Raw genomic sequence first — 21,570 nt, forward strand, 5'->3', positions numbered from 1 at the left:
CTTCTTTTACTTCGGCTCTTTTTTGGGATTTTTTTGTGGTAAAATAAATATTTTCAGCTACTTTTTAATCAAACATTATTCTAAATCAACACAAGTCATTCGAACGTTGGGAAGAAGTATTTCATAATCCAGTATTAGCCGCTGTATTAACAGATTGGATGACAATCGTGCACATGTGATTAATATGATCTTTGGTACTTATAGAATGCTAGAAACAAAAGAATCGTTTGAAAGCAGTTAATACTAACCGGCTCTATTTTAATTAACAAGTGACTCTATTTTAACTTGCGAAATACATCAATTAGTAGAAGGAGGAAATATACGTGAGTCAAAATGTTAGAATTGCCAACCTTCCAAGTTATAAGCAAACGAAAACTTTAAAAGAGTGCAACGAGCTCCTGAGTTCCATTTTAGAAATCAAACAAATATCTGCTTTTCAATGGTTATTTGAAAAAGGGAACTATTATATGGAGATTTATTTATCCTTTGTTGATGGAAATGGGGATAGCATCGATTCAGATTTATGTAACTGTATAGAAACATCTATACCTTGGAAATATTTGAACAACGACAAATCATTGTGGTTTTATACGCAGCTTCGTCTTGATATTGCAAGAGCTTTTAACTGGGATATGTTTGATATACAAAGCGATAACATTTATGCACCGATCCATACACATGATCTTAAACCACTATATAAATTATCGTCAGAAGAAAAGAAGCAATCTGTACCTGTTTTTTTATTATCATATAAAGTAGCTGAACCCACTGTATTATACCGGCAAAAAGGTATGCTTTGTGCGAAAGATAATGCGAGAAAAGGATACTCCAATCTAGTTCACCTTTTCGAAGATAAATTTATACATACATACAATGGTGGAATGTATGTTTCGGATATACCCGGAATACAAATCCGCGAGGGAAGTTCTCTTCATTGTATTGATGAAATTATTGATATTGGACGTGAAATGATTAAAAGAGATGATGACTCCGTACTTTTAGCTGATGGACCTTTAGTAGAAGGATATCGGGCACATGTAGCTATTTGCAATCTATATCCATTAAATTTGATTGATATTCTTCCGCTATCTCCGCCATTTACATGGATATCGGAAAATGAAAATAAATTTATTGCGCTAGTTCCTCGGAAAGATTTACATGAGAAAACTCACTTTGATATCAAACCAGCAACTGTAAAAGGAACGAAATTAAGAATCTCAGAAGAAGCCGTACAATCACATCCGTGGTTAAATGATGCCCTGAATCCCGAGAAGTATCATCTCATAGAGGTTGATCTAGATTTACGTAAGTGGAAACCTGTATTAACCCAAAAGGACTTTTTAAAGAATATACACTTTTCCGAAGGTGTTTATATCAAATTTATGGTATATTCTCAACAAGAAAATTGCATTTACATCATGGATGGGTCAAGAAATGGGTCAAGAATTGGATGTATTGAATTAACTAACCAAAGCTTCCAATGGATTACAGAACTTGGTGGGGATTTAAAGGCTTATTGTTTAAGTGTAAGCCCTTGTGGTAACTATATTGCGATTGGCGGTATAGCTGATGATCGGTATTCTCCAAGTTCATTTTCTTTAATACATGCCCATACTGGAAAGTTCATTTTCAGACTCCCAGTTTATAAAACATTTCATAGTGCGATTCATTCGATTACATGGCACCCAGACAGTCAATGGCTAGTATTAGGATTAGCAAACGGAACTCTTATAGAACTTAGCCTAGACGGCGAAGCACGATATTTCAAGGCGCTCAAAGGCAGCATAAGTCATATATGTTTTAATCAAAACATGATGTATGTAACAGGGAATGAAAAAGTGATTCGAGCCTGGAAAATCGAAGAATAAAATTAGCTTTTTGGTTCAAAAGATTTTGAAGTTAAAATAGACTCAATTAAGACAAAGTCCAGAGGCATGGGTTAAAAACCCAATTTTCAAAATACGTTGGTTTCTTAAGCCATAAAATCAATGTTTTCAGCCACCTTTTAATGTTACTTTGTTACAAAGTAACATTAATTCAATAAGAATTAAACAACTTTATTATTGATTTTTTGAGTACCAATACATTTATATGGATAGAAATTAAACAGCTTTAAAGAGCCTTACTACAAAAAAATGTAGCAAGGCTCTTATATATTTATATCGAAATTAAATAACTTTATTATCACCTTACAAAAGGATTGATTATTAATGAATAGATTAGATAATATCAGTAGTGTGTATAAAATTGATGCTAAAAAATCTCCTTCGAAAGAAGAAGAAATTAATGCGCTTCAGGATTTTTCAACAATAGATGTACCTACAGAATATATAGAAATAATTCAGCTAGCTTCAGATGTTGAAATTAATGTTAACGACCAAATTTATATTCGAATTTGGGGTGCTTTGGGGTGCATTGAAATGAATGAAACTTATGAAGTGCAGAAATATCTCCCTAATTCACTCGCAATTGGTGATGATGAAGGAGGTGGTGCATTAATCTATTTACAGGGTAAAGATGGTTTTGGGATATATTATAACAGGTTTGCAGATTTGGATATTGAGGAAGCAGTGAAAATTGCACCATCGCTAACCGAATTATTAGTAAATAATGTAGGTGTGAATACTTTATTAGACATTTAAAAAAACAACATATACATGAAAATTTATGTAATCAATTATTAGAAATAATGAATGAAAATCTTTAAAAGAAAAAAGTCAGTTTAGATACTGGCTTTTTGTCTAGAGAAACAGAGCAATTATGCCGCGATAGTTTCTTGATGATGGGTGTTTTTGCCCATCCTCCGAAAAAGGATAATAAGATAGAAACTACCAAACGCTGAGAAAAATGCAGGAGCTTGGGGAAATGATCAAAAATATGCCGAATTATTAGAAAAATTTGTAGGAAGGTAAGGGTGATTATTTTGGTAATGAAGGATGCTATGAGCAAATATTTTAATTTAAGTGTATACAGATAATAAAGTTGTTTAATTTTTAATAAAGTCATTTGAAAAATAATAAAGGCATTTAAAAATGTTAGTCATACTATTCATCAAACGAGCCATTTAATGGAGGAACTCCTTTAAAGAAACTTGAACCTCAATAGTGTCATTCTACGCTCTCAAGAGATTCTTTAAGGAATTGAAATTCAAACTTGGTAGCTTCTAATATATCTTTAATATATTTTTCCTGATTTTCAACTCCCGTTACTAGATCTAGTTTATTAAAAAAGATTATCCAGTTTAAATTCTTCTTTGTTTCGAATCTGTATTTTCCTTCTATATCTTTGTTAGGGTAAAGTTCGAAATAAACTCTCTCAGCCTTATTTAGGTTCCAATAAAAATGTTTGTAAATATAAGGAAGCCGAGCATCAAGCATACTCTTGTTTTTTTGTTTGGATAATGTTCTATTTAGAGACGCTAAATAGTCATTGATATTTTTAACAATTGCTTTTTCATCTTTTTCGCTACTTAGAATCCCAAATTCAATTTTCGTCATTTAGTAGTCCCCTTATTAATAAGTTATTTTCACTAATATTAACATTTTTATGAAAATAACTTAAACCAAAAGAAGTTGCTATAAAAGTACAATCCTTACTTAAGTATAGGGAGCGATTGTTCAATAAAATTTAGATTTTCAAACGACTTTATTGTTATATTTTTTAGGATAGTGAAGTATCTTAAATTAAAAATTAAACAACTTTATTTTTAATCCCGTCCTAAATTAGAACGGGGTATGCTTGTTTGAGCTTTTAAAATTAAATAACTTTATTTTCATTTCACAGTAACGCCAGCTTTTTGGAAAAACCCCACGCTAAGAGCATGCAAGATTTTATACAGTTTTTCGTCTAATCCAGTAAAAAATGAGAACCTTAAAACCCATGCCAGAATAGGAATGTGTAAAAAATGGATAGGGTTATAGAAAAAGAAAAAGGGGATTCCTTGTGAGAATAAGGGATCCCCTTTTCTTGCTACCGATAATGAGACGTTATGTTAACCTGATATGTATAGAATATACAACCAAAATCAAACAACATATCACTTCTTTTAAATGGTAAAATAGGGAAAAAGGAGGTTCTAAATAATGCCTTTAGAAAACTCTATTTATTACATAGGAGCTGCTATTATTTTAGTAATCATCGGTGCACTATTTGGCGGGATTATACGTATAATTAGGCATACCAGCAATCACAAAAAGCAAGATCCAGTTGAGCAAAAGTTAGATAGGGTTATTCAACTGTTAGAAAAACAAAACCAAGATTGACCCTCCAAACAGAGGGAGTTGTAGTTGAGATGAAGAAAAGGAAGGGAACATAAATGGAGTTGTATCGCAGTAAAATTAGAGAATTGCTTGAATTCAATAATCAAAGGGAGTATTTCTATAAAGAGAAAGAAGAAGCCATTCAAGAAGTTGAAGAGAGACTTAACGTAAAGCTTCCAGACAGTTACCGATGGTTTCTAAAGGAATATGGAGGCGGGGGTAATGGTCTATATGTGAACGACTGCAACGATATTTTGCATTACCATGACAGATTTAAGTCCTTCAACATTCCGAAAGGATATATTATTATTGAGCATTGCGATGAGTATTCCTATTGTTTAGATACGGAAAAAATGATGAACAATGAATGTCCTGTTGTAAACTGGAGTGCCCATGAAAAAGGTATCTATCCAGAAGCGGACAACTTTTACAAACACTTATTAGAGAAAATTGAAAATGCAATTGAAAATGAGTGGTGGGAAGAATAATATATAACAAACCACAACACAAGTCCTTTCAAGAAATACAAGCAGAATTACTTCCATTTTCGAAAATTATGTAAATATGAAACCCCTTCAGCAAATAAATTGAAGGGGTTTTTTCTAGACAAAGTGACTACTGACAGGTGCTTTTATGTTAGCTTGGTAAAAACACGTTATATAAAAGGGTTTCCTTACTTTTATCGAGAATATACTTATGTTCTTGATTTGTTAACTAAAAGGGAGCGTTAATGATGAAATTTAATCAATTATTTTTATTTATTATTGGGGCATTTGTATGTAGTTTAGTATTTAATTTTGTTACAGGTAAATTTGAATGGAATGTTTTTTTCTTATTGATACTAGGGGCAATTTCAGGTTATCAAATTGGTAAAAATGAAATCAAAAAACAGGTAAACAACATAAATTAAACTACGGATAATGAGACGTTATGTTAACTGAACGTGTATAGGGCATACATAAGGACCTTCTGAATTTTAGTTTTTATCCAGTATGATATAATTTAGAAAATATGGTTAATTAATGTAATGGGAGGGTAAATCATGTATGCTGTTGTAGCTTTTTTTGATGATTCAACGGAACAATACTTAGAGGAGATATGGAGAGAACTACGCGAGCAATCCATTTCAAATTACTCAATAGAAACTAAGGACAAGAGACCACATATTACCCTTGCAAATTATGATTGTCTTGATAAAGAAAGCTTTATGAAAGATATGGATATATTTTATGATTCAAAATCTAGAGTTGATATTGTATTTAGTGTATTAGGGGTATTTTTAAATACAGGAACACTATTCATCTCGCCGACTTCTTCAAAAGCATTACTGGACTTTCATAATAATCATCATGAACACTTTAATACATATAACAATGATCCGAACTCTTTGTATATTTCTGGGAATTGGATTCCTCATTGCACAATCGCCAATAGGCTAAGTCCAGATAAGTTAACAGAAGCTTTTACATATTGCTCCCAAAAAATTGATAAATTAAAAGCCAAAATTAAAAAGGTATCTCTTTTGGAATTTGTATATGAAGATGATGTATTTATTGGAGCACCATCTATTTTTACAAAAGAACTAGAATAATTGACTTCCTACATCGATAATTATGTAAATGAGCTGTCCATATGGGCAGCTTATTGTATTTATTGCTTAGCGTATATTTTCGTTAAAATGTGGGTGGTACGCCTCTACATGAAAAAAATCAGTTTAACTAAAAATGGCTCCTCAGATTTGGTTGTATGAGATTTTAATGGGCTTATCAATACAATAAGTCATATTTGTTATAAAAACGCATGTTAAGAGAGAAACGGACTTTACATGCGTTTTTATGTTTTTAGGAAAAATAAAAAGGGTAGTCATTATTTACGACTTAACCCTTTGTCTACGATCTGACGAATTGCTTTATTTCGGTTACTAATCTTGTTATCGTGCCAAAAATCCTCTATTTGCTTAACTTGTTCTTTTGTAAAAGTAACTAAAATTTGAGTGTACTTGTCTTTATTAACAGCCATATTACAACCTCCTCTATAAAAAGTATTATAAGTTATATAACTATATTAGGGAGGTTATTACATGGAACGGAAAGTTAAAAAGATAATGGCTAATCTTCAATTTATTATGAATCATGGTCAAATCAGTGTAGATTTTATGGATTTAGGCTATAAAAGAATGCTTTTTAGTGCATTAGAAGCTACTGGGAAAAAGTTTAATGTGCGTACTAATGAACATCATGAAACAACCTTGTTCTTAGAGTTAGTTTAGTAAATTTACGTAATGAGGAGCTGTTAATAATGGAGCAGTTAACCATTTTTGACGTAATGGATGAAACTAAAAATAAGCTTTATGAGGTATTAGAGAAAAATGGATTAGATTATAAGATTCATAAGTACTATTTATATTCGGATTATGAGGGAGCTGTTCAATATTACTATATAAGAACAACCGACAATACAATTATTGATTTGTGTATCTCTGATTTTCCAGAAATCTTCGCTATTCATAAAGGATTTAGGGATAAGCAAATTAGAAAAATTAATAACTGGAACTTATAAGTCTATATAAATAACAAGTTTAATTAATGGAGGAATGAAGATAGCTGTATCGGAATGGAAAGCATTGAAAAAAGAAACAAAGTTAAAGTTATTACGTTATGCGATGCTGGAAAGCAAGTATAAGTATGCAAAATAAAAGCTCTTCATTTGCAAAAGCAAACAAAGAGCAAAGTCATGAGTGACCGTCTAGGAAAGAAATTGGCAGATTTCTTTCCTCTATATTTTAACATATTAAAAGTTGTAGAGAAAAGGGGCATGTAGAATGAGGGAAGGTCGTATTTCCTTTCAGCAAAGGTTTAAAGAAGTTCTTATTATGATCGTCGGTTTTTGGTTCATTATGTTTCTTATGTATGGCGAAAGCCTGTTACAATAGAAAGTAGTCGAATTGGAATACCCTTAGGCAGCTCTCATAGGTGTAATATCTATGGGGGCTTTTTTAATAAGGAAATGATAAAATTTCACGTACTGTATTAATTAATAAAAAATACAGCTAGATTAAGATTATTTTTTGTTTTCCAGTTATTTAGCTACCATGTACCCGTCTTCTAAGTTCAGAACTCTGTAACCCTCTAAAGCATATAAAGTTCTTTCGATCCTTCTTATTTCACGTAAAGCTACAGATAAACTTTATTGATGTTTAATAACTTCAGCTGTTACAGTTTAAAATCAATGAAAGACTTTTGTAATATTTACGAAAGGAATTTGAAAGGTATTTAAATTAAACTGAACTTCCGAACATTAATTTTAGATGATTCAAAAGTGAATATTTTCACAAAGAGAGGAGAACAAAATGACAAAGAAGTATAAAATAACTGGAATTGGAAAGAAGGTAATCCCTGTAACAGCAGCATTAGGCATTCTTTTTTCTATGGCTCCTGTTGGAGAAAATAAGGCTAGTGCAGGAATAGGTGCGGTAGTAGATATAACTATTACTGTATTAGGTGCTGTAGCAAACACTTATGGAGCACTTGGAATAACCCCAGAGAATCCAGACCCAGGCACTCACATTGATGTATATGCAGAAAACGAAACTTACCAGGCTCCTAGTTTTACATCTGGGGAATTTAATATTTCCATGTATCATACATACGGTGATTCGAATTTTCTTAAACCAGTTAAAGTACGCTATCCAAATGGAAGAATTGAAACTCATCAACTAAGATCTGGGCAGCAGCTTAAAATTACTGAAGCAGGTGCAATTATAGATTTAAACCCTAATGCAGCAAATGTCTCAGAACACGATCTTCTTTACATTACACAAGCACAATTAGACGAAGGAAAGACCGGAGTTGTGATAAATCAAGGCCAACATGCATTTGTAGAAAAAGCATCTGGTAAAAACCCAAGATTTCTTGGTCCACTTTACAAAAAATATTCCGGCGACTCCTTTGGCGATTGGACGGTGATTGCTAGAAATTCAGATTACCTATTTGATCAGATAGCAAATAAATTATCAGATGAGCAAAAACGATTGATAACATTGACTTCAAAGCCAGTATCTAAAGATGTCCTTGACAACTATGTTAATAATGATCCTAAAGCTCGTGCAGATTTTTATGATCGATTATCTGATGTATTGGCGGAGCGTACTAACGTCCTAGAGACATCTATGGCACTGCCATTCATTACACTAAATGACGGTAAACCTTATCAAATTATCCCTTATAAAAAAGGAACGAATAAAGTAATCGTAAAAACAGGTTCAAAATATCTTTCAGGAAAAGAAGGAAACGGACTTCAATATTCCGATTCGCTTGGCGATGATGAAGTGTTTGAACTTGTTCAGATAGGAAATTCTAACGATGGTAAATTTCAGTTCCGTTTGAATAACAAAAATGGGGTAAGTTTGGCTGGTAATCAATATATTTCTCAATTTGGTACTGATTGGAGTTTCAAATCTGAAATTCGTTTCTCTGATAAAAGCAACAATGAAATTAACAATTGGTTAATAGAGTGGTATCCGGGTAAAGAAAATGAGAGACAGAAGTATGACAAAATAGAGATTATACCTAATGAAAAGGACTCTACTAAATATAGTGCAAAAGATTCCTCTGGAAACGTGATAAAGAACAGTTGGATAAATCGAGGTACTGGTTATTCCTTTGCAGATGCTGATGGAGTTCTCATGATAGGTTGGCAAGAAATTAAGGGGAAAACTTATTATTTCTCATCGCCTTATGGCTACATGGTTACTGGAGGTGGAAGTGATTCACAGATTGAGGATAAGTACTACCACTTTAATGATGACGGTGTTTTACAACGATCAATCTGGAGAGGAGAGAACTATTCCGATGCTTCTGGAGCATTCGTTAAAGAAGGCTTGAAAGATATAGATGGTAAAATTTATTATTTCCAAAATTACAATATAAATAAAAAGGAAATACGTATAGAAGATCGAGATGTCATCCTTCACGTTTCCGATAAAGGTGTGCTTGAGAGAGTTTCTAATCTAAAGGGAGAAGTTATAAACAGCGTTGTTAACGTTCCGTTTGACAATAAAACATTAACATTTAATAACGACGGTTCAATTTTTAAAACAGGTATCAACAAAAGAGAGAAAATAGTGGAATATTATAGTTTAGAAGATGGACCTTTCTATACCGGTTGGAAAATGATAGACGGTAAAAGATACTACTTCACAAATGGTCGCAATTCTACGTTCAACGCTCATGAAAACATTGACGGAAAAAGATATTATTTCCATGAAGACGGATCAGTTAACCGAGCAGGGTTTGAAAAAATCGATGGTAAGTTATACCATTTTGACAATAACGGCGTAGCACAAACGGGCTGGCAAACTATCGATGGTAAGTATTATTACTTCGATGAGAATGGGGCAGCTAAAACAGGATGGTTCCAAGTTGGTGGTGGATATAGACCTTGGCCTCTTGCATACGGATACCTTTGGTATTGTGCTAGAGAAGATGGTTCACTTTATTCAGACGGTTGGTTTAAAATCGACGGTAAAGATTATCACTTTGACCAGTGGGGACATAAGATGTAAAACAATAACATAAAAATAACAAGGGAATGCTTGTATGCTGATGTGTACTGCATTCCTTTATTCTATGTATGCCATATTTCCATATTAGGGGTCACCATACATACCCATCAACTTAAGAAAAATAAAAAGCCCCCCAAAAAAAAATGAGCCGAACTCTTATGAATAACTGTGAAAAGGTAAAATTTTTGTTATGGGGGGTTCTGAAAATCTTAGCTTGAGGGGCATGTGGTATCGCCAGCATTTTGGAAAAAAGCCACGCTAAGAGCATGCAAGATTTTATACAGTTTTTCGGCTAATTCAGTAACAAATGAGAACCTTAAAACCCATGCCAGAATAGGAATGTATAAAAAATGGATAGGATTATAGAAAAAGAAAAAGGGGATTCCTTGTGAGAATAAGGAATCCCCTTTTTTGCTACCGATAATATTACGTTATATTAACCTCACATGTATACGATATACATTAAATAACAATGTAAACTAGTGCTGCTATAAGATTTGGAATAGCCATTATTAAAAAACCTTTTGATTGATCGATACGGCCAATTTTACGCGTTTCCTTTTTTGAAGAAAAGTTTCCTTTATTACCTAAAATTAAGCTATCAATGAAGTAAGCTAAAGCTAACCCAATGCTAACTAATCCCATAGTTCCACATATATAATAAATGTGACTCCAATCCCCACTAAAATAAGCTTCTACAGATACGATAAGTAATAGAAGTATTCCTGAAATGAGTCCTCTCTTTATCATTATGATCCCTCCTTCAAAAAAATTTAATATCCACATTATACCATATTGTTGAGTGTATATTCTTCAAACAAATTCCGATAATGATGCGTTATGTTAAGTAAATTTGTATAGAATATACATGTGTATTTTAAATTTAGTTTTTAGGTTGTAGTTTTGGAGTTACCAGAAAATAAAAACTGCAAAAGAAATGAATAATTACATACAAATACCCTATCATTGTATATATAGCCCATATATCAAATTGTTTTAAAGAATACATAAAATGATCATATTCGTTACCTTTTCGATTAATTGAATTAAGCAAAGAAACAACTGGAATTGAAACAATAAAGATTAAATTCAAGATATTTAATTTCATTTTGAGTTTATCTTTTTTAAATTGATAACAATTTAAAATACCAATGATTAAAAAGATAAATAAAACACTATAATATATTCTCCAAAAAAATACAGGTATAGCCTCTACATTAGTTCCATCAATCATAAAATTACTCCTCCTAATATAATTTATTTATTCGTATCAATGACATGTGGGATTGGAATATTTGTTGAGGTTTGTCTATTTATGCTTAATGCTATAATCGAGTTCCATATTGTGTATTTAAAATCCTTTGATGGAATTTGTCTATTTTTGTATTTTAGCACGATTTTCGCCTTGTTTTTGGGTGTGAGCGCAGAATGAATAATTCTATTGACCGCATTTTAGAAAAATTCAAGGAAATTAAAGAAACACTAAACGGGGAGCTAGTTGTTTCTTTGTTTTGATCTTTTGCCGTTGCTTTTTGTTTGGAGTGCTAGCTCGTCGTGTAGGGGCGAGATCCCACGGATTTAAAACGTAGCGTTATGGCGGATAACAGCCAATCTGGGACGTATGATCTAGCGGTTCGGCTCGTATACTTACAAATCCAAGCCGAGAACCATTGCATTGCTTTTAGCCCTATATATAAGAGTGAGAGTAAATTGACTCATAAACCACAAAAAAAAGCTATTATATCAAGGGTTTAAGGCGGTTTTCATAGTTGTCTAATTTGGCAACTATGAAAATATAAAAAATAACCCTTAAAAAGGTTTTCTATATTTAGTTTGTTGATATACATAGTGGGTGCTTTAATTATTTTTCAGCTCATAAGTGTAAGTGATTTTCATTATGATGGTTTAATTTTTATCAACGCTATAGGTATTATTTATATAGTTTCTGCAGGATTATTTTTCTGGTTATGGGACTCGTTAATCATTCTAAATAAAAGACAGGATAACTTCCGCTAACGATAATTATGTGAACACGAAAGTCCTCCAGTTAAACAAGCTGGAGGACTTTTAATAGTCTTCTAAATACATTGAATCCCAATAATGAGACGTTATGTTAACCGAGTATGTATATGGTATACATCCATTTTTTCCAACAAATTAATTATTCTAAATGATACAATAAAATAAAAAACTTTTCTTATAAATTACGACTACAAAAACGAGTAAAAGAACAATTAAAACCGTATTGTTTTCATTAGAAATAAATAAAGGAGAAGTATTAGAATGAAGAAATATACATACTTACCCCCTAAGGTAAAAGACTCTACTAAATCAGTCGATGTTATAGATGAAGCTGGAAATAAAGCATTCACATTTAAAAGGAATTACAAAAATATATTAACAAAAATGACAACCTATATATGGAATATTGATTGGAACGTTCAAATTGATGTCTATTCCAATGATAGAGATATAGTTTATCAGTGCATAAAGAATACCAAATGGTTAGGAAAGCCTACGTATAAAGTTATTAACTATCTGACAGGTGAAGAGTATGAAGTAAGTTATATTTCATGGCAAGTTGTATCCCCTGAGCTTCTTATTAAATCTGAGTCTTGTGAACTCATAGTAAAGAAAGTACCAATGGATTGGGCAAAATTTTATTATCAAGGTAAAGAAGTAGCAAGGTGGAGAATGAAGACATCAGAATGGTTTAAAACATACTTAGAGATAGAAAAGGATTCTCCTATACAAGAACCAGAATTTTTTACGAGTATTGCACAAAGTCTGTTTTATATCGGTGAATAATTGACTTCCAATAACGAAAATTATGTAAATAAGCTGTCCATATGGGCAGCTTATTATATTTTTTGCTTAGCGTATGTTTTCGTTAAAATGTTGGCGATACGACTCATATTGTTCCATTAAAAAAATGTTTTAAACTATAGAAAAAAGTATTAGACTATTAAAAAATAGTTGTAGACTGAAAAGGTGCTTTCCATGCCTGAAAACACCTTTTTTATATGAATTCTGTTAAAGTTATATTTTTACTTAGTTAACAGTATCTCCCAGTTAGTTTAACTGCTATCAGTAATACTAACTAGAAATTGATACTAGTACTCTAAAAAAGGATGTGATTGGTATGGAAAAGCAAAATCTATTCAAGTGGAAACATTATCAACCGGATATTATTTTATTAATCGTGAGATGGTACCTACGGTACAACCTCAGTTTTCGTGATTTAGTCGAAATGATGGAAGAACGTGGGCTTATCCCTTGCTCATACAACGATCATGTGATGGGTTCATCAATATGGTCCCGAATTAGATAAGCGCGTACGACGTCATCTTAAATCAACCAATGATTCTTGGCGAGTCGATGAGACGTATGTGAAAGTCAAAGGTCAATGGATGTACTTATATCGTGCTGTTGATTCAAAAGGAAATACAATTGATTTTCATTTAAGCAAAACAAGAGATTACAGGGCTGCAAAGCGTTTTTTCAAGAAAGCTTTGCAGCCTTTTCATGTTTCAAAGCCCCGTGTGATTACAGTAAACGAAAATCCGGCCTATCCTATAGCGATTGAAGAGTTGAAGAAAGAGAAAAAGATGCCTGTAGGCATCCAAATAAGGCAGATAAAATACCTTAATAACATTGTAGAGCAAGATCATCGTTTTATTAAAAAGAGAGTTCGTTCAATGTTAGGATTGAAATCTTTTCATACAGCTAAATCTATTCTTTCAGGAATAGAAGCGATGCATATCATTAAAAAAGGCCAACTTATTTTACGGGACAAGTGTGTCCAAAATGTAATGAAGTTTATTCATCAACTATTCGGAATAGCTGCATAAGAATAGATGCAATCATTGCACCAGAACCGCATAAAAAAGCCTCCAATCGCTAAACGTTAGAGGTCGAATAAGGGTAAATTGGGAAGAAAAGCATGCAGAGGGGGGATTCTCTACAACCGTAATACATGTTATCATATTATTAAAATTCCTAAAATTTCCTTTAAGGACAAAAAAATGAGCTTATATTTGTTTATTTATTTTATGTTACAGTTCCATATGTTAGTCAATTACAACACTGTTAAGAAGGAGTATGCATAATGAAAGCAAAGATACGGATAAAGACAAAGCAAAAGAGTCTATGGAGTTAATCAAAGAAGGTAACGGATATTGGAAAACAGGGTATAAGCCAATTGAAGACGCTACTGTAAAACAAGCAAACTCTCTTAGTGATAAAACAGGGGTAAAATTCGATAGCCCTTCAACTTCTACATCTGAAGATAGTAATGTTCAAATATCGCAAAACGGCAAAGAGTTAATGGGTGAATGGGGTAGTTACAGAGGTTCTGAATTCCACAAAGGTATAGACTTCCGTGAAGATGAAACATTCACATTCTATGATGATTCTGGTAAAACAGACTATGAAAACAACCATATGGAGGGTGCATGGCATTATAATCCTGAAACGCAGAAAGTGACAATCATGCCAACAGAATTTGTAAAAGATGGTCAGAAAATAGATGCAAAACAAATGAAAGTAGCAGTAGACTATAAGGTTGAGTTCCTAAGAGCAGGTTCTTTACATATGGTAGACGATAAAGGAAACAAGATAGAAGCAGAAAGAAGAAAATAAGAATAGTGTAAGGGGTATGACAGGTTGCTTGTAAAAGGTAACCTGTTTCTAAATAAATATAAAATAGTAAAGGGGAAGATGGAAATGAAAGCAAAGAAACTAGTAACGTTAGCATTACCAATTATGTTGTTAGGTGGTTGTGCTACAGATAAAGCAGAGACGAAAGCAAAGGATAAAGTAGAAGAAAAAGCAGTAACAAAGGAAAAGATAGAGTTAGACAAGTATCCTGACCATATGTACAAGTTAAAGAGTGAGTTAGAACTTACAATTGATGACCTAAAAGTAATAGCAGGTAAAACGAAAGATAAGAGTAATGACATCAAAGAGTTAAACAAAGAAATGTTTGAAAAAGGAGAAGAGATACAGAAAATAGTTTCTAATTTCCGTAAAATTGAACCTCCTAAAGAGTTTGAGAAAGAGCATAAAACAATTCTAAAAGGAGTAGACTGTTATAGCGAAGCATTTGAATCACAATTTAAATCAGCTAAGAGTGGTTCTATTACGAAAGAAAAGGTTGAAAAGTCGAAAGACTTAATGCTAAAAGGAAATGATTACTTCAAAGAGGGGTATGACGACCAACTGTCTGATGCATTAACAAAATCATCAGCGAAGAAACTAGAAGAACAGCAAAAGAATCAGAAACCATCCGAATTCCCCACAGACGGTAAACCATTTGTAGGAGAATGGGGTCATTTGGAAGGTTCTAACTTTGTTAAGGCTTTAGACTTTAAGGAAGATGGTACATATACAATATTCGATGATAAAGGTAAAACCTCATTCGAAGACAACCATATGACAGGTAAATGGTCTTACAAACCAGACTCAAAACAATTCACAATGACAATTGGGGAGTATGTAAAAGACGGTCAAAAGGTGGATGTGAGTCAAATGAAAGAATCAGTAAGCTATACAGTAGAAATTTTCTTTGCTGATTACTTAAATATGGTAGACGCAAAAGGTAACAGAATTGATGTACAAAAACGTAAATAATATAGTATAAGTCATTATAAAGGTGCTTGGAACAGAACGAAGTAATGTAAACAATAGGTTGTAACAGGTTACTGGTCAAAAGGTAGCCTGTTTACATACAAGAAACAATATATTAAAGGGTATTCAAAATGAAAGCAAAGAAACAAGGATCACAAACAAAGGGGTATTTAACAATGAAACGGAAACTATTAGCAGTAGTGTTACCAATTATGTTAGTAGCAGGGGTAGGATGTTCAAATAAAGACGTTGCAGAAGATAAGAAGACTGATAGTCTGCAAGTAGCAGAAGCAGATAGTCAAGAAGTATCAAAAGGTAAAGAAAAATCAGGTAACAAAGACGTATCAGAGACTAAAGCAGAGAAAGAGTACAATTCAAAATTAAACTCTTTATTAGAGGATATAACGAAGCAAGCATTAGAATTAAGTGATATTTTGACTAGTGATAAACCAATAATTGAAAAAGCAGATGCGTACAGAGAGAAGTCTGAACCTATGCAAGAAACAGCAGATAAATTAAGTGAATTAGACCCTGGCGAGAAGTATAAAGACGTACAAAGTACTGTACAGGATGCTATGTATAATGCGAAGACTGGTACAATTTTAATAGGTCAAGGATTAAACCTAAAAGACGAAACTTTAGTTCAAAAGGGTTCGGAATCAATGGATAAAGTTTCTAAATTACTACTTGAAGTAGATAAAAAGTTGAAAGCGATAAAATAAAAGAGGGGGTTATAACACATACCCATCAAGCTAAGATTTTAAAGTATCCCCTTAATGGGAATTTTGTGTTTTTATAGCATCCAAGTTTATTTTTCTCTTTTTTGGGGTAACTTGTTTTCTTAAGTTAATGGGCATGGGGTCCAGCTATAATTACACATAAAGAAAAAGAATCCCTTATGATTTCTGAGATTCTCTTTCTTTTTTTAATTTTATCAGACAAATGATCTGCATATCAATTTATTTTTGATATACAGATCATTTGTCTGATAATTTTATATAAATAATTGCGGCGTAATAAACTTACATAAATGCTTTTAAAAGTTCTTGAACTAATGGAATTGCTCCACCTACGAATTTTAAAACTGCCATTGCGATTTCCATAATCATTTCCTCCTTTTTTAATATTATGATGTAGTAAATCTTATACTCTCATTATATTAAGTGTATTAATTTACATCAATACATTTTAATATGCAATATTACATCTTAAAATCATGTTTTATACTGTTATAATAGAAGAGGTAAATTCTACAGCATTTTTCGATATACTAAACGGCTAATGAACATAAAAAAGGAAGAGAATTTTTAAAATTCTCTTCCTTTTTTATGTGTTCATAGACAGTACTCATCTAGATTAAGAAAGTACACCTATACAATTATTGGTTTTGAAATGCTTGATGATTTACCTTCAGCTCGAGGAATGACACATGCAAATCCGCAATTAGGAGCAGGGGGATTTGAGCAAATATTTACTCCAGACTTTAAACAACTTGTAAGAGAAGGAAAAGCAAAGCCGATATTGGATGAACAAATGATGAATAGATTAAGAGAAAGTGGCGTAGAATCTGATCCTATATTACTGCAACAAGTTGATAAAGACGGAAAATATGTTTACAAGAGTATTTGTGATACTTTAGAGGTATTAACAGATGATTCTAACATAATTAAACTCAATAATTATCAATTAAGTATGGATGAAATTGATGATATAAAAGACGCTATTAGGGAGATAAGTAATACAGGAGGCGGGATTAACTAATGAGTAACTTAATAGATGGTGTTTTAACAATAGGAGGCATAGAAATTAATCCAAATACTACATTGAAGGATATAGAAGATGCATTTGGTAAAGCAAATGCTGAAGTAAGAAGACGAACAAATGAGAGAGCAACATTAAGGTTTTCACAATCAGTTAAGTTAGGAAGTGAAAATTTTAGAATTAGCATAGCCTTTAAAAATGAACATATATGGGGCATAGAGTTAATTGTAGATGATCCAGAGATAGACGAACTAATTATGAATGAGCATGATTTTTGGCGATATGTAGCTGAACAAAGAGAAAGGCTTATTGAGGAATTAGGAAAAAGTGATGGGATACGTGATGATATTACGTTTGAGTGGGGAAAAATAGATCCTTGGTTTGATCCGAAATCATTTGGAACAGGTATAAGTATAGTATATTTTCAAAAGTAAAAGTAATGAAACTTTAAATATTAATTACAGAAGTTTAAAGATTCTTGTATAAATGGTTTTAAACAAGATTTATATGGATATGCAGGTGATAGGTATATGAGACGTATTCTTCCTACTGTGGTTAGATTTGTATGATAGCTTATCTATACCAGAGGAGGGGGAATGTGTATCAATTTAAAACAAAGTTATACTGTTTATAAAAAAGTCATACCGTTTTGAAGAAAGTTTAACCGCTTATAAAAAAGATGAACTGAAATAATCTAATCATCACCTGGAAAATTATCCCCAAAACCATGAATTAACAATTAAAATTATGATAGAATTTATATATATGGGAAAGGTGGGAGATTATGAGAAAACGTTCATTGTTAGGAAAAATATTACTTTTTTTCGGACCGATTTTATTTGTTTGGGGACTAATTATGCTTAATGTGATTACAGATATTATACAGTTTGAAAATACAAATAAAGTATTATCATTTAGTGTTCTTATTGCTGGAATAGCTTGTTTTATTGCGTCTAACTTTTTTAAAGAGCGTAAAGTATAAAATATTTTATGTATATAAAAATGAGACGTCTATATAATTTTCAATCAAATTTTTTCACAAAAATTGTATAATGCTTCGCAAAGTAGAATTCTGTTTTGATCAATCTTTTTTCAAAATGGATTCCTTTTGTCTCTTATCAAATAAGGGTTTGTAAAACATTTCTGGTTAAACTTTATTCCAGACCAATATCAAATTATATAAGGATGGCAAACCAAAAAAAAAATAATGGTGCTGAAATAATTAAAAACACGTTCCCAGAAGGAATTAAAAAGGCCTACTGGAGTTAATTCTAATTGTTCTTAAGACTAAAATGAAAACATAAAATAATCTAGATTCAGTTAGAAGACAGACTCGAACTACTCATCACTTAATGTCCTCATGGACTGTTTGTAGTGGGGAGTAGTTCAAGGGCTTTTTATATGAGTTTATAATTTTCTAGTTTACATAACATATATTATCGATAGTTGAGGATTTCATCGAATCTTAATCTCAAAATGAATAGTAATCTTGTTTCATTGAGATGGAAAGTGGGAATTTGCTCATTTTCCGGTCTATGTTATGGATAGCGTAATGCAGTAAATCGATCTAGGATGGTCACAGAATCTTTTACTAAAAAAATTTACTTCTGTTATTTAAGATTTACATTATTAAATTAATATATTAATAGGTAGAAAGTTTTAATTCTAAGCTAAAAATGCCTCATATCTCAAAACAAAGAGTATTCTTGATTTTTGAGATATGTGAGAAAAAATGCCGGTTCATGTAGCCTTCCTTTGTATTTATTTCAAAAAATATCGCCACCCATACTTTTCCTAGGAGCTACTTCATGTAAATTACCTTCCCGACGCTTCCACCCCAAAAGTTTAGCTTGTTCTTTGGTAATATAATTATCCGGTAATTTTTTATGTTCTTTTACATATTTAGTAACCTCATCAAAACCTGTAGGATATTTTGTGAAGTCTGTATTTTTGGCTACCGCTCCTAGGGCCTTCCCTTTCTTCTCAAGGTCGCCAATCTTTCTCTACTACTCATGAAGTACTACCGGATACAACTGCTAGGGTTCTGGTGCAAAAATAAAACAAAAGAGAATAAAGCATATATATTCTTAACGGAATCGTATCTTATGTTGCAAGTCCAAACAATTGATGGATGAATTCTTTTTGATTTTGGACAGACTGATTCCGTAAAGCAATCTGTTCTTTTTTAATCATATGCATGGCTTCTACTCCAGAAAGAATAGATGTAGCTATGTCAAAAGATTTAAGACCTAGCATAGAACGGATTCGCTTCTTTATAAAGCGATGATCTTGTTCTACTATGTTATTCAAGTACTTTTGTTGTCTAAGTTGCATACCGTTAGGTATGCTTTTTTCTATTTTAGCTTTTCAATTGCTATAGGATAAGCTGGATTATTATCGACTGTTATCACACGTGGCTTTGAAACATGAAAAGACCGCAAAGTTTTCTTGAAAAAGCGCTTTGCAGCCTTATGATCTCTTGTTTTGCTTAAGCAAAAATCGATTGTGTTTCCGCTCGAATCAACAGCACGATACAGGTATATCCATTGACCTTTTACTTTGATATATATTTCATCGACTCTCCAAGAGTCATTTATTTGTTTGAGGTGACCTTTTTAGAATAATAGTATCAGTATGTCCAAGTTTTAGAGATTACTTGTAATTACCTTGAAGTTTTTGCACCAGAACCCATCATCTTTATGTTGATGATAAAGCTTTTTAAAATGATCCCACCTCTCCTTTTATGTAACTGCCTAATTAAAATATTGTTTTAACAACTCACTACCTGTTTTAACAACTCACTACCTGTTTTAATTGTTGTATACCATTCTCCGTCATACTCTTTTCCTTCTGATGGATTATGGAAGTCTTCATATCTTTCTAAATCCTTGTTTGTCTCAAATTCTTCCTTCACACTCTCTAAGTCTTCATCTTCAATCCCACCGAAAACCCTCCCCATTTCATAGTTTCCATCTTCGTCAATGCGTTCTTGTAAGAAATAATGTTTGTCTTCTTCTAAAGGAGTTATCTTACCTTTTCTTATCGAGTAGAGGTGTTTTGTTTCTACTACCTCTACGATTATTGTAAACCAACCAACTCTTACAATGGTGCATGGTGCTAACCCTTCAAATGTAAGTGCAACTACTTTTTGGTCATTCTCCAATTTTCCCATCTTCCCTACCCCTATTCTTCAAATATTTTCTTTTTACTACGTTTATGTTCATTTGTATGTTCAGATACGACTACATGTTTGTTTTGATGTAAGAAATCCTCTAAATCAAATGCAATAAACGGTTCACTTACCACTTGTGCATGTAATTGACCTTCCTCTTCTTTTACAACTACTGTGTCTAGTAATCCATCACCGCTTAACACATCACCTAGTTTTAGTTCTTCACCTTTTGCTGATTGAATACCTGTTTTGATGTTTTCGACCATCTTAATACCCCTCTCTATTTTAGAGATTACTTACATGTATATTATAGTTTTTGCACCAGAGCCAGTATAAACTCTAATTTATTTCCATCACAATCAAGTTAAGAAAAGCAAATACCCTAAAACGAGAAAATTGACATCTCCTGGTGAAAATGTACATTTTTTTGTTTTAGGGGCGTTAAAAAATTCTTAAGTTGATGGATGTGGAGTCTCGCCACATAATAAAAAGGAAGGAACATTTTGTACATATCAAATATGTTCCTTCCTTTGATTTTATTGAGTTTAACATCTATGACCTAAAAATAACAAATGAAGAGCTTTTTTATATGAATAATTCCTCTTGCTTAATATGCGGATTCCATGGTCAGGGCTTAGATAAGAAAAATTCTTTCATTACTCCGTAAAATCATGCAGCATGTTCTCCTATAAGGGATTCAACCGAGATACGTGTATATCTCGACTGAACCCCTTATAGCAATAATACCAGCTTACGTTATATGCAATATTGCATATTAAAATGTATTGATAAAAATGTAAGCGCTTACTATAATGAAAGCATAAAGATAAATCACATCTTAGCGACCACAAAAGAGGAGGAAATAATATGACAATCGCAATGACAATTTTAAAATTTGTAGGTGGAGCACTTCCATTGGTTCAAGAACTTTTAAAAGCATTTATGTAAGTTCACTATTTAGCAATTATTTATAAATAATTATCATACCTTAATACGAAAAAAAAGAAGGGGTTGATTTTTTGAAAATTACTAAAGGAATAACATTCCTAACATGTTTATCAATTGGCTTATGCACTTTTAATTATTCTTCTATTTCCTTCGCTGAAACAAAAACAAGTAATTCAGCTGATACAACAAAAAAAGCAATTAACATTGATACTGGCATAGGAAATCTTAAGTATAATAAT

Annotated in this window: 22 protein-coding genes and 4 pseudogenes; 19 read left to right on the forward strand and 7 right to left on the reverse strand. The window is 32.2% G+C overall.

Annotated features, from left to right (window positions below; genetic code table 11):
• Positions 1-323: 323 nt before the first annotated feature.
• Both VK90_RS08410 and VK90_RS08415 read left to right on the forward strand, forming a co-directional pair.
• The gene (locus VK90_RS08410) at positions 324-1,868 is read left to right on the forward strand and encodes a hypothetical protein (protein ID WP_048371991.1); all 1,545 of its coding nucleotides are present in this window, start codon (positions 324-326) and stop codon (positions 1,866-1,868) included.
• 342 nt (positions 1,869-2,210) lie between these two features.
• Positions 2,211-2,642: an SMI1/KNR4 family protein gene (locus VK90_RS08415; RefSeq protein ID WP_048371993.1), complete on the forward strand. Its 432-nt coding sequence runs from the start codon at positions 2,211-2,213 to the stop codon at positions 2,640-2,642.
• A 465-nt stretch (positions 2,643-3,107) separates the two neighbouring features.
• On the opposite strand, the gene VK90_RS08420 is transcribed toward VK90_RS08415, so the two are convergent.
• Complete coding sequence (locus tag VK90_RS08420) at positions 3,108-3,497, reverse strand: hypothetical protein (protein WP_048371994.1); 390 nt, start codon at positions 3,495-3,497, stop codon at positions 3,108-3,110.
• Between the two features lie 585 nt (positions 3,498-4,082).
• Here VK90_RS08420 and VK90_RS08425 point away from each other — a divergent pair.
• From VK90_RS08425 to VK90_RS08440, 4 genes are all read left to right on the forward strand, one after another.
• Entirely contained in the window at positions 4,083-4,262 is a 180-nt protein-coding gene (locus VK90_RS08425) for a DUF4083 family protein (RefSeq protein ID WP_048371996.1), read from the forward strand.
• A 53-nt stretch (positions 4,263-4,315) separates the two neighbouring features.
• Positions 4,316-4,747: an SMI1/KNR4 family protein gene (locus VK90_RS08430; RefSeq protein WP_048371997.1), complete on the forward strand. Its 432-nt coding sequence runs from the start codon at positions 4,316-4,318 to the stop codon at positions 4,745-4,747.
• Between the two features lie 242 nt (positions 4,748-4,989).
• Complete coding sequence (locus VK90_RS08435; RefSeq protein ID WP_048372000.1) at positions 4,990-5,169, forward strand: hypothetical protein; 180 nt, start codon at positions 4,990-4,992, stop codon at positions 5,167-5,169.
• Between the two features lie 132 nt (positions 5,170-5,301).
• Positions 5,302-5,850: a 2'-5' RNA ligase family protein gene (locus tag VK90_RS08440; protein ID WP_048372002.1), complete on the forward strand. Its 549-nt coding sequence runs from the start codon at positions 5,302-5,304 to the stop codon at positions 5,848-5,850.
• A gap of 275 nt (positions 5,851-6,125) precedes the next feature.
• Here VK90_RS08440 and VK90_RS30205 read toward each other — a convergent pair whose 3' ends face one another.
• On the reverse strand, positions 6,126-6,278 hold the full coding sequence (locus VK90_RS30205; protein ID WP_197088206.1) for a hypothetical protein: 153 nt from the start codon (positions 6,276-6,278) through the stop codon (positions 6,126-6,128).
• A gap of 61 nt (positions 6,279-6,339) precedes the next feature.
• Between VK90_RS30205 and VK90_RS08445 the strand changes: the two genes are divergently transcribed.
• The 3 genes from VK90_RS08445 to VK90_RS08455 all read left to right on the forward strand — a co-directional run bounded on the left by VK90_RS08445 (position 6,340) and on the right by VK90_RS08455 (position 9,822).
• On the forward strand, positions 6,340-6,528 hold the full coding sequence (locus VK90_RS08445; protein WP_048372004.1) for a hypothetical protein: 189 nt from the start codon (positions 6,340-6,342) through the stop codon (positions 6,526-6,528).
• Positions 6,529-6,557: 29 nt separating this feature from the next.
• Entirely contained in the window at positions 6,558-6,818 is a 261-nt protein-coding gene (locus VK90_RS08450) for a hypothetical protein (RefSeq protein WP_048372006.1), read from the forward strand.
• A 790-nt stretch (positions 6,819-7,608) separates the two neighbouring features.
• A complete protein-coding gene (locus VK90_RS08455; RefSeq protein WP_048372008.1) occupies positions 7,609-9,822 on the forward strand; it encodes an N-acetylmuramoyl-L-alanine amidase family protein in 2,214 nt (737 codons plus the stop codon).
• A 462-nt stretch (positions 9,823-10,284) separates the two neighbouring features.
• Here VK90_RS08455 and VK90_RS08460 read toward each other — a convergent pair whose 3' ends face one another.
• Together VK90_RS08460 and VK90_RS08465 are read right to left on the reverse strand one after the other, a co-directional pair.
• Positions 10,285-10,572 (reverse strand): DUF5316 family protein, encoded by a 288-nt coding sequence (locus tag VK90_RS08460; RefSeq protein ID WP_048372009.1) that lies wholly within the window; start codon positions 10,570-10,572, stop codon positions 10,285-10,287.
• A gap of 133 nt (positions 10,573-10,705) precedes the next feature.
• Positions 10,706-11,056: a hypothetical protein gene (locus VK90_RS08465; RefSeq protein WP_048372011.1), complete on the reverse strand. Its 351-nt coding sequence runs from the start codon at positions 11,054-11,056 to the stop codon at positions 10,706-10,708.
• A 1,049-nt stretch (positions 11,057-12,105) separates the two neighbouring features.
• Between VK90_RS08465 and VK90_RS08470 the strand changes: the two genes are divergently transcribed.
• The 8 genes and pseudogenes from VK90_RS08470 (at position 12,106) to VK90_RS08510 (ending at position 18,193) form a co-directional block, all read left to right on the forward strand.
• On the forward strand, positions 12,106-12,630 hold the full coding sequence (locus VK90_RS08470) for a tubby C-terminal domain-like protein (protein WP_048372013.1): 525 nt from the start codon (positions 12,106-12,108) through the stop codon (positions 12,628-12,630).
• Between the two features lie 334 nt (positions 12,631-12,964).
• Positions 12,965-13,673, forward strand: a pseudogene (locus tag VK90_RS08475) (IS6 family transposase).
• Positions 13,674-13,923: 250 nt separating this feature from the next.
• Positions 13,924-14,463, forward strand: a complete 540-nt coding sequence (locus VK90_RS08480; RefSeq protein ID WP_053081386.1) for a DUF3994 domain-containing protein — start codon at positions 13,924-13,926, stop codon at positions 14,461-14,463.
• A gap of 84 nt (positions 14,464-14,547) precedes the next feature.
• A complete protein-coding gene (locus VK90_RS08485; protein ID WP_048372014.1) occupies positions 14,548-15,453 on the forward strand; it encodes a DUF3994 domain-containing protein in 906 nt (301 codons plus the stop codon).
• A 173-nt stretch (positions 15,454-15,626) separates the two neighbouring features.
• A complete protein-coding gene (locus tag VK90_RS08490; protein ID WP_048372027.1) occupies positions 15,627-16,172 on the forward strand; it encodes a DUF7018 domain-containing (lipo)protein in 546 nt (181 codons plus the stop codon).
• A gap of 670 nt (positions 16,173-16,842) precedes the next feature.
• On the forward strand, positions 16,843-17,211 hold the full coding sequence (locus VK90_RS30640; protein ID WP_231595849.1) for a hypothetical protein: 369 nt from the start codon (positions 16,843-16,845) through the stop codon (positions 17,209-17,211).
• Positions 17,211-17,645: a hypothetical protein gene (locus tag VK90_RS08505; protein ID WP_048372016.1), complete on the forward strand. Its 435-nt coding sequence runs from the start codon at positions 17,211-17,213 to the stop codon at positions 17,643-17,645. The genes VK90_RS30640 and VK90_RS08505 overlap by 1 nt, the downstream gene beginning before the upstream one ends.
• Positions 17,646-17,995: 350 nt before the next feature.
• On the forward strand, positions 17,996-18,193 hold the full coding sequence (locus VK90_RS08510; RefSeq protein WP_001231844.1) for a hypothetical protein: 198 nt from the start codon (positions 17,996-17,998) through the stop codon (positions 18,191-18,193).
• Between the two features lie 1,121 nt (positions 18,194-19,314).
• Here the strand turns inward: VK90_RS08510 and VK90_RS08515 are convergent.
• The 3 genes and pseudogenes from VK90_RS08515 to VK90_RS08525 all read right to left on the reverse strand — a co-directional run.
• Positions 19,315-19,820: pseudogene (locus tag VK90_RS08515) on the reverse strand (IS6 family transposase); the annotation flags it as partial.
• A gap of 161 nt (positions 19,821-19,981) precedes the next feature.
• Positions 19,982-20,383 carry a hypothetical protein gene (locus tag VK90_RS08520; RefSeq protein ID WP_048372018.1) on the reverse strand — a complete coding sequence of 134 codons (402 nt, stop codon included), beginning with the start codon at positions 20,381-20,383 and terminating at the stop codon, positions 19,982-19,984.
• 11 nt (positions 20,384-20,394) lie between these two features.
• A complete protein-coding gene (locus tag VK90_RS08525; protein ID WP_048372019.1) occupies positions 20,395-20,649 on the reverse strand; it encodes a hypothetical protein in 255 nt (84 codons plus the stop codon).
• 494 nt (positions 20,650-21,143) lie between these two features.
• Here VK90_RS08525 and VK90_RS31205 point away from each other — a divergent pair.
• A pseudogene (locus VK90_RS31205) lies at positions 21,144-21,331 on the forward strand (hypothetical protein).
• A 71-nt stretch (positions 21,332-21,402) separates the two neighbouring features.
• Positions 21,403-21,570, forward strand: a pseudogene (locus VK90_RS30210) (alveolysin); the annotation flags it as partial.

This window comes from Bacillus sp. LK2 (assembly GCF_001043575.1).
GTDB classification, from domain to species: domain Bacteria; phylum Bacillota; class Bacilli; order Bacillales; family Bacillaceae_G; genus Bacillus_A; species Bacillus_A paramycoides.

Bases quoted from the DNA above. Each gene is read 5' to 3' on its own strand.
- VK90_RS08510 (WP_001231844.1), top strand. From the start codon at position 17,996: ATGAGAAAACGTTCATTGTTAGGAAAAATATTACTTTTTTTCGGACCG.
- VK90_RS08425 (WP_048371996.1), top strand. From the start codon at position 4,083: ATGCCTTTAGAAAACTCTATTTATTACATAGGAGCTGCTATTATTTTA.
- VK90_RS08525 (WP_048372019.1), bottom strand. From the start codon at position 20,649: ATGGTCGAAAACATCAAAACAGGTATTCAATCAGCAAAAGGTGAAGAA.
- VK90_RS08490 (WP_048372027.1), top strand. From the start codon at position 15,627: ATGAAACGGAAACTATTAGCAGTAGTGTTACCAATTATGTTAGTAGCA.
- VK90_RS08470 (WP_048372013.1), top strand. From the start codon at position 12,106: ATGAAGAAATATACATACTTACCCCCTAAGGTAAAAGACTCTACTAAA.
- VK90_RS08415 (WP_048371993.1), top strand. From the start codon at position 2,211: ATGAATAGATTAGATAATATCAGTAGTGTGTATAAAATTGATGCTAAA.
- VK90_RS30640 (WP_231595849.1), top strand. From the start codon at position 16,843: ATGCTTGATGATTTACCTTCAGCTCGAGGAATGACACATGCAAATCCG.
- VK90_RS08450 (WP_048372006.1), top strand. From the start codon at position 6,558: ATGGAGCAGTTAACCATTTTTGACGTAATGGATGAAACTAAAAATAAG.
- VK90_RS08440 (WP_048372002.1), top strand. From the start codon at position 5,302: ATGTATGCTGTTGTAGCTTTTTTTGATGATTCAACGGAACAATACTTA.
- VK90_RS08505 (WP_048372016.1), top strand. From the start codon at position 17,211: ATGAGTAACTTAATAGATGGTGTTTTAACAATAGGAGGCATAGAAATT.
- VK90_RS08465 (WP_048372011.1), bottom strand. From the start codon at position 11,056: ATGATTGATGGAACTAATGTAGAGGCTATACCTGTATTTTTTTGGAGA.
- VK90_RS08460 (WP_048372009.1), bottom strand. From the start codon at position 10,572: ATGATAAAGAGAGGACTCATTTCAGGAATACTTCTATTACTTATCGTA.
- VK90_RS08480 (WP_053081386.1), top strand. From the start codon at position 13,924: ATGCATAATGAAAGCAAAGATACGGATAAAGACAAAGCAAAAGAGTCT.
- VK90_RS08435 (WP_048372000.1), top strand. From the start codon at position 4,990: ATGATGAAATTTAATCAATTATTTTTATTTATTATTGGGGCATTTGTA.
- VK90_RS08485 (WP_048372014.1), top strand. From the start codon at position 14,548: ATGAAAGCAAAGAAACTAGTAACGTTAGCATTACCAATTATGTTGTTA.
- VK90_RS08430 (WP_048371997.1), top strand. From the start codon at position 4,316: ATGGAGTTGTATCGCAGTAAAATTAGAGAATTGCTTGAATTCAATAAT.
- VK90_RS08520 (WP_048372018.1), bottom strand. From the start codon at position 20,383: ATGGGAAAATTGGAGAATGACCAAAAAGTAGTTGCACTTACATTTGAA.
- VK90_RS08445 (WP_048372004.1), top strand. From the start codon at position 6,340: ATGGAACGGAAAGTTAAAAAGATAATGGCTAATCTTCAATTTATTATG.
- VK90_RS08455 (WP_048372008.1), top strand. From the start codon at position 7,609: ATGACAAAGAAGTATAAAATAACTGGAATTGGAAAGAAGGTAATCCCT.
- VK90_RS08420 (WP_048371994.1), bottom strand. From the start codon at position 3,497: ATGACGAAAATTGAATTTGGGATTCTAAGTAGCGAAAAAGATGAAAAA.
- VK90_RS30205 (WP_197088206.1), bottom strand. From the start codon at position 6,278: ATGGCTGTTAATAAAGACAAGTACACTCAAATTTTAGTTACTTTTACA.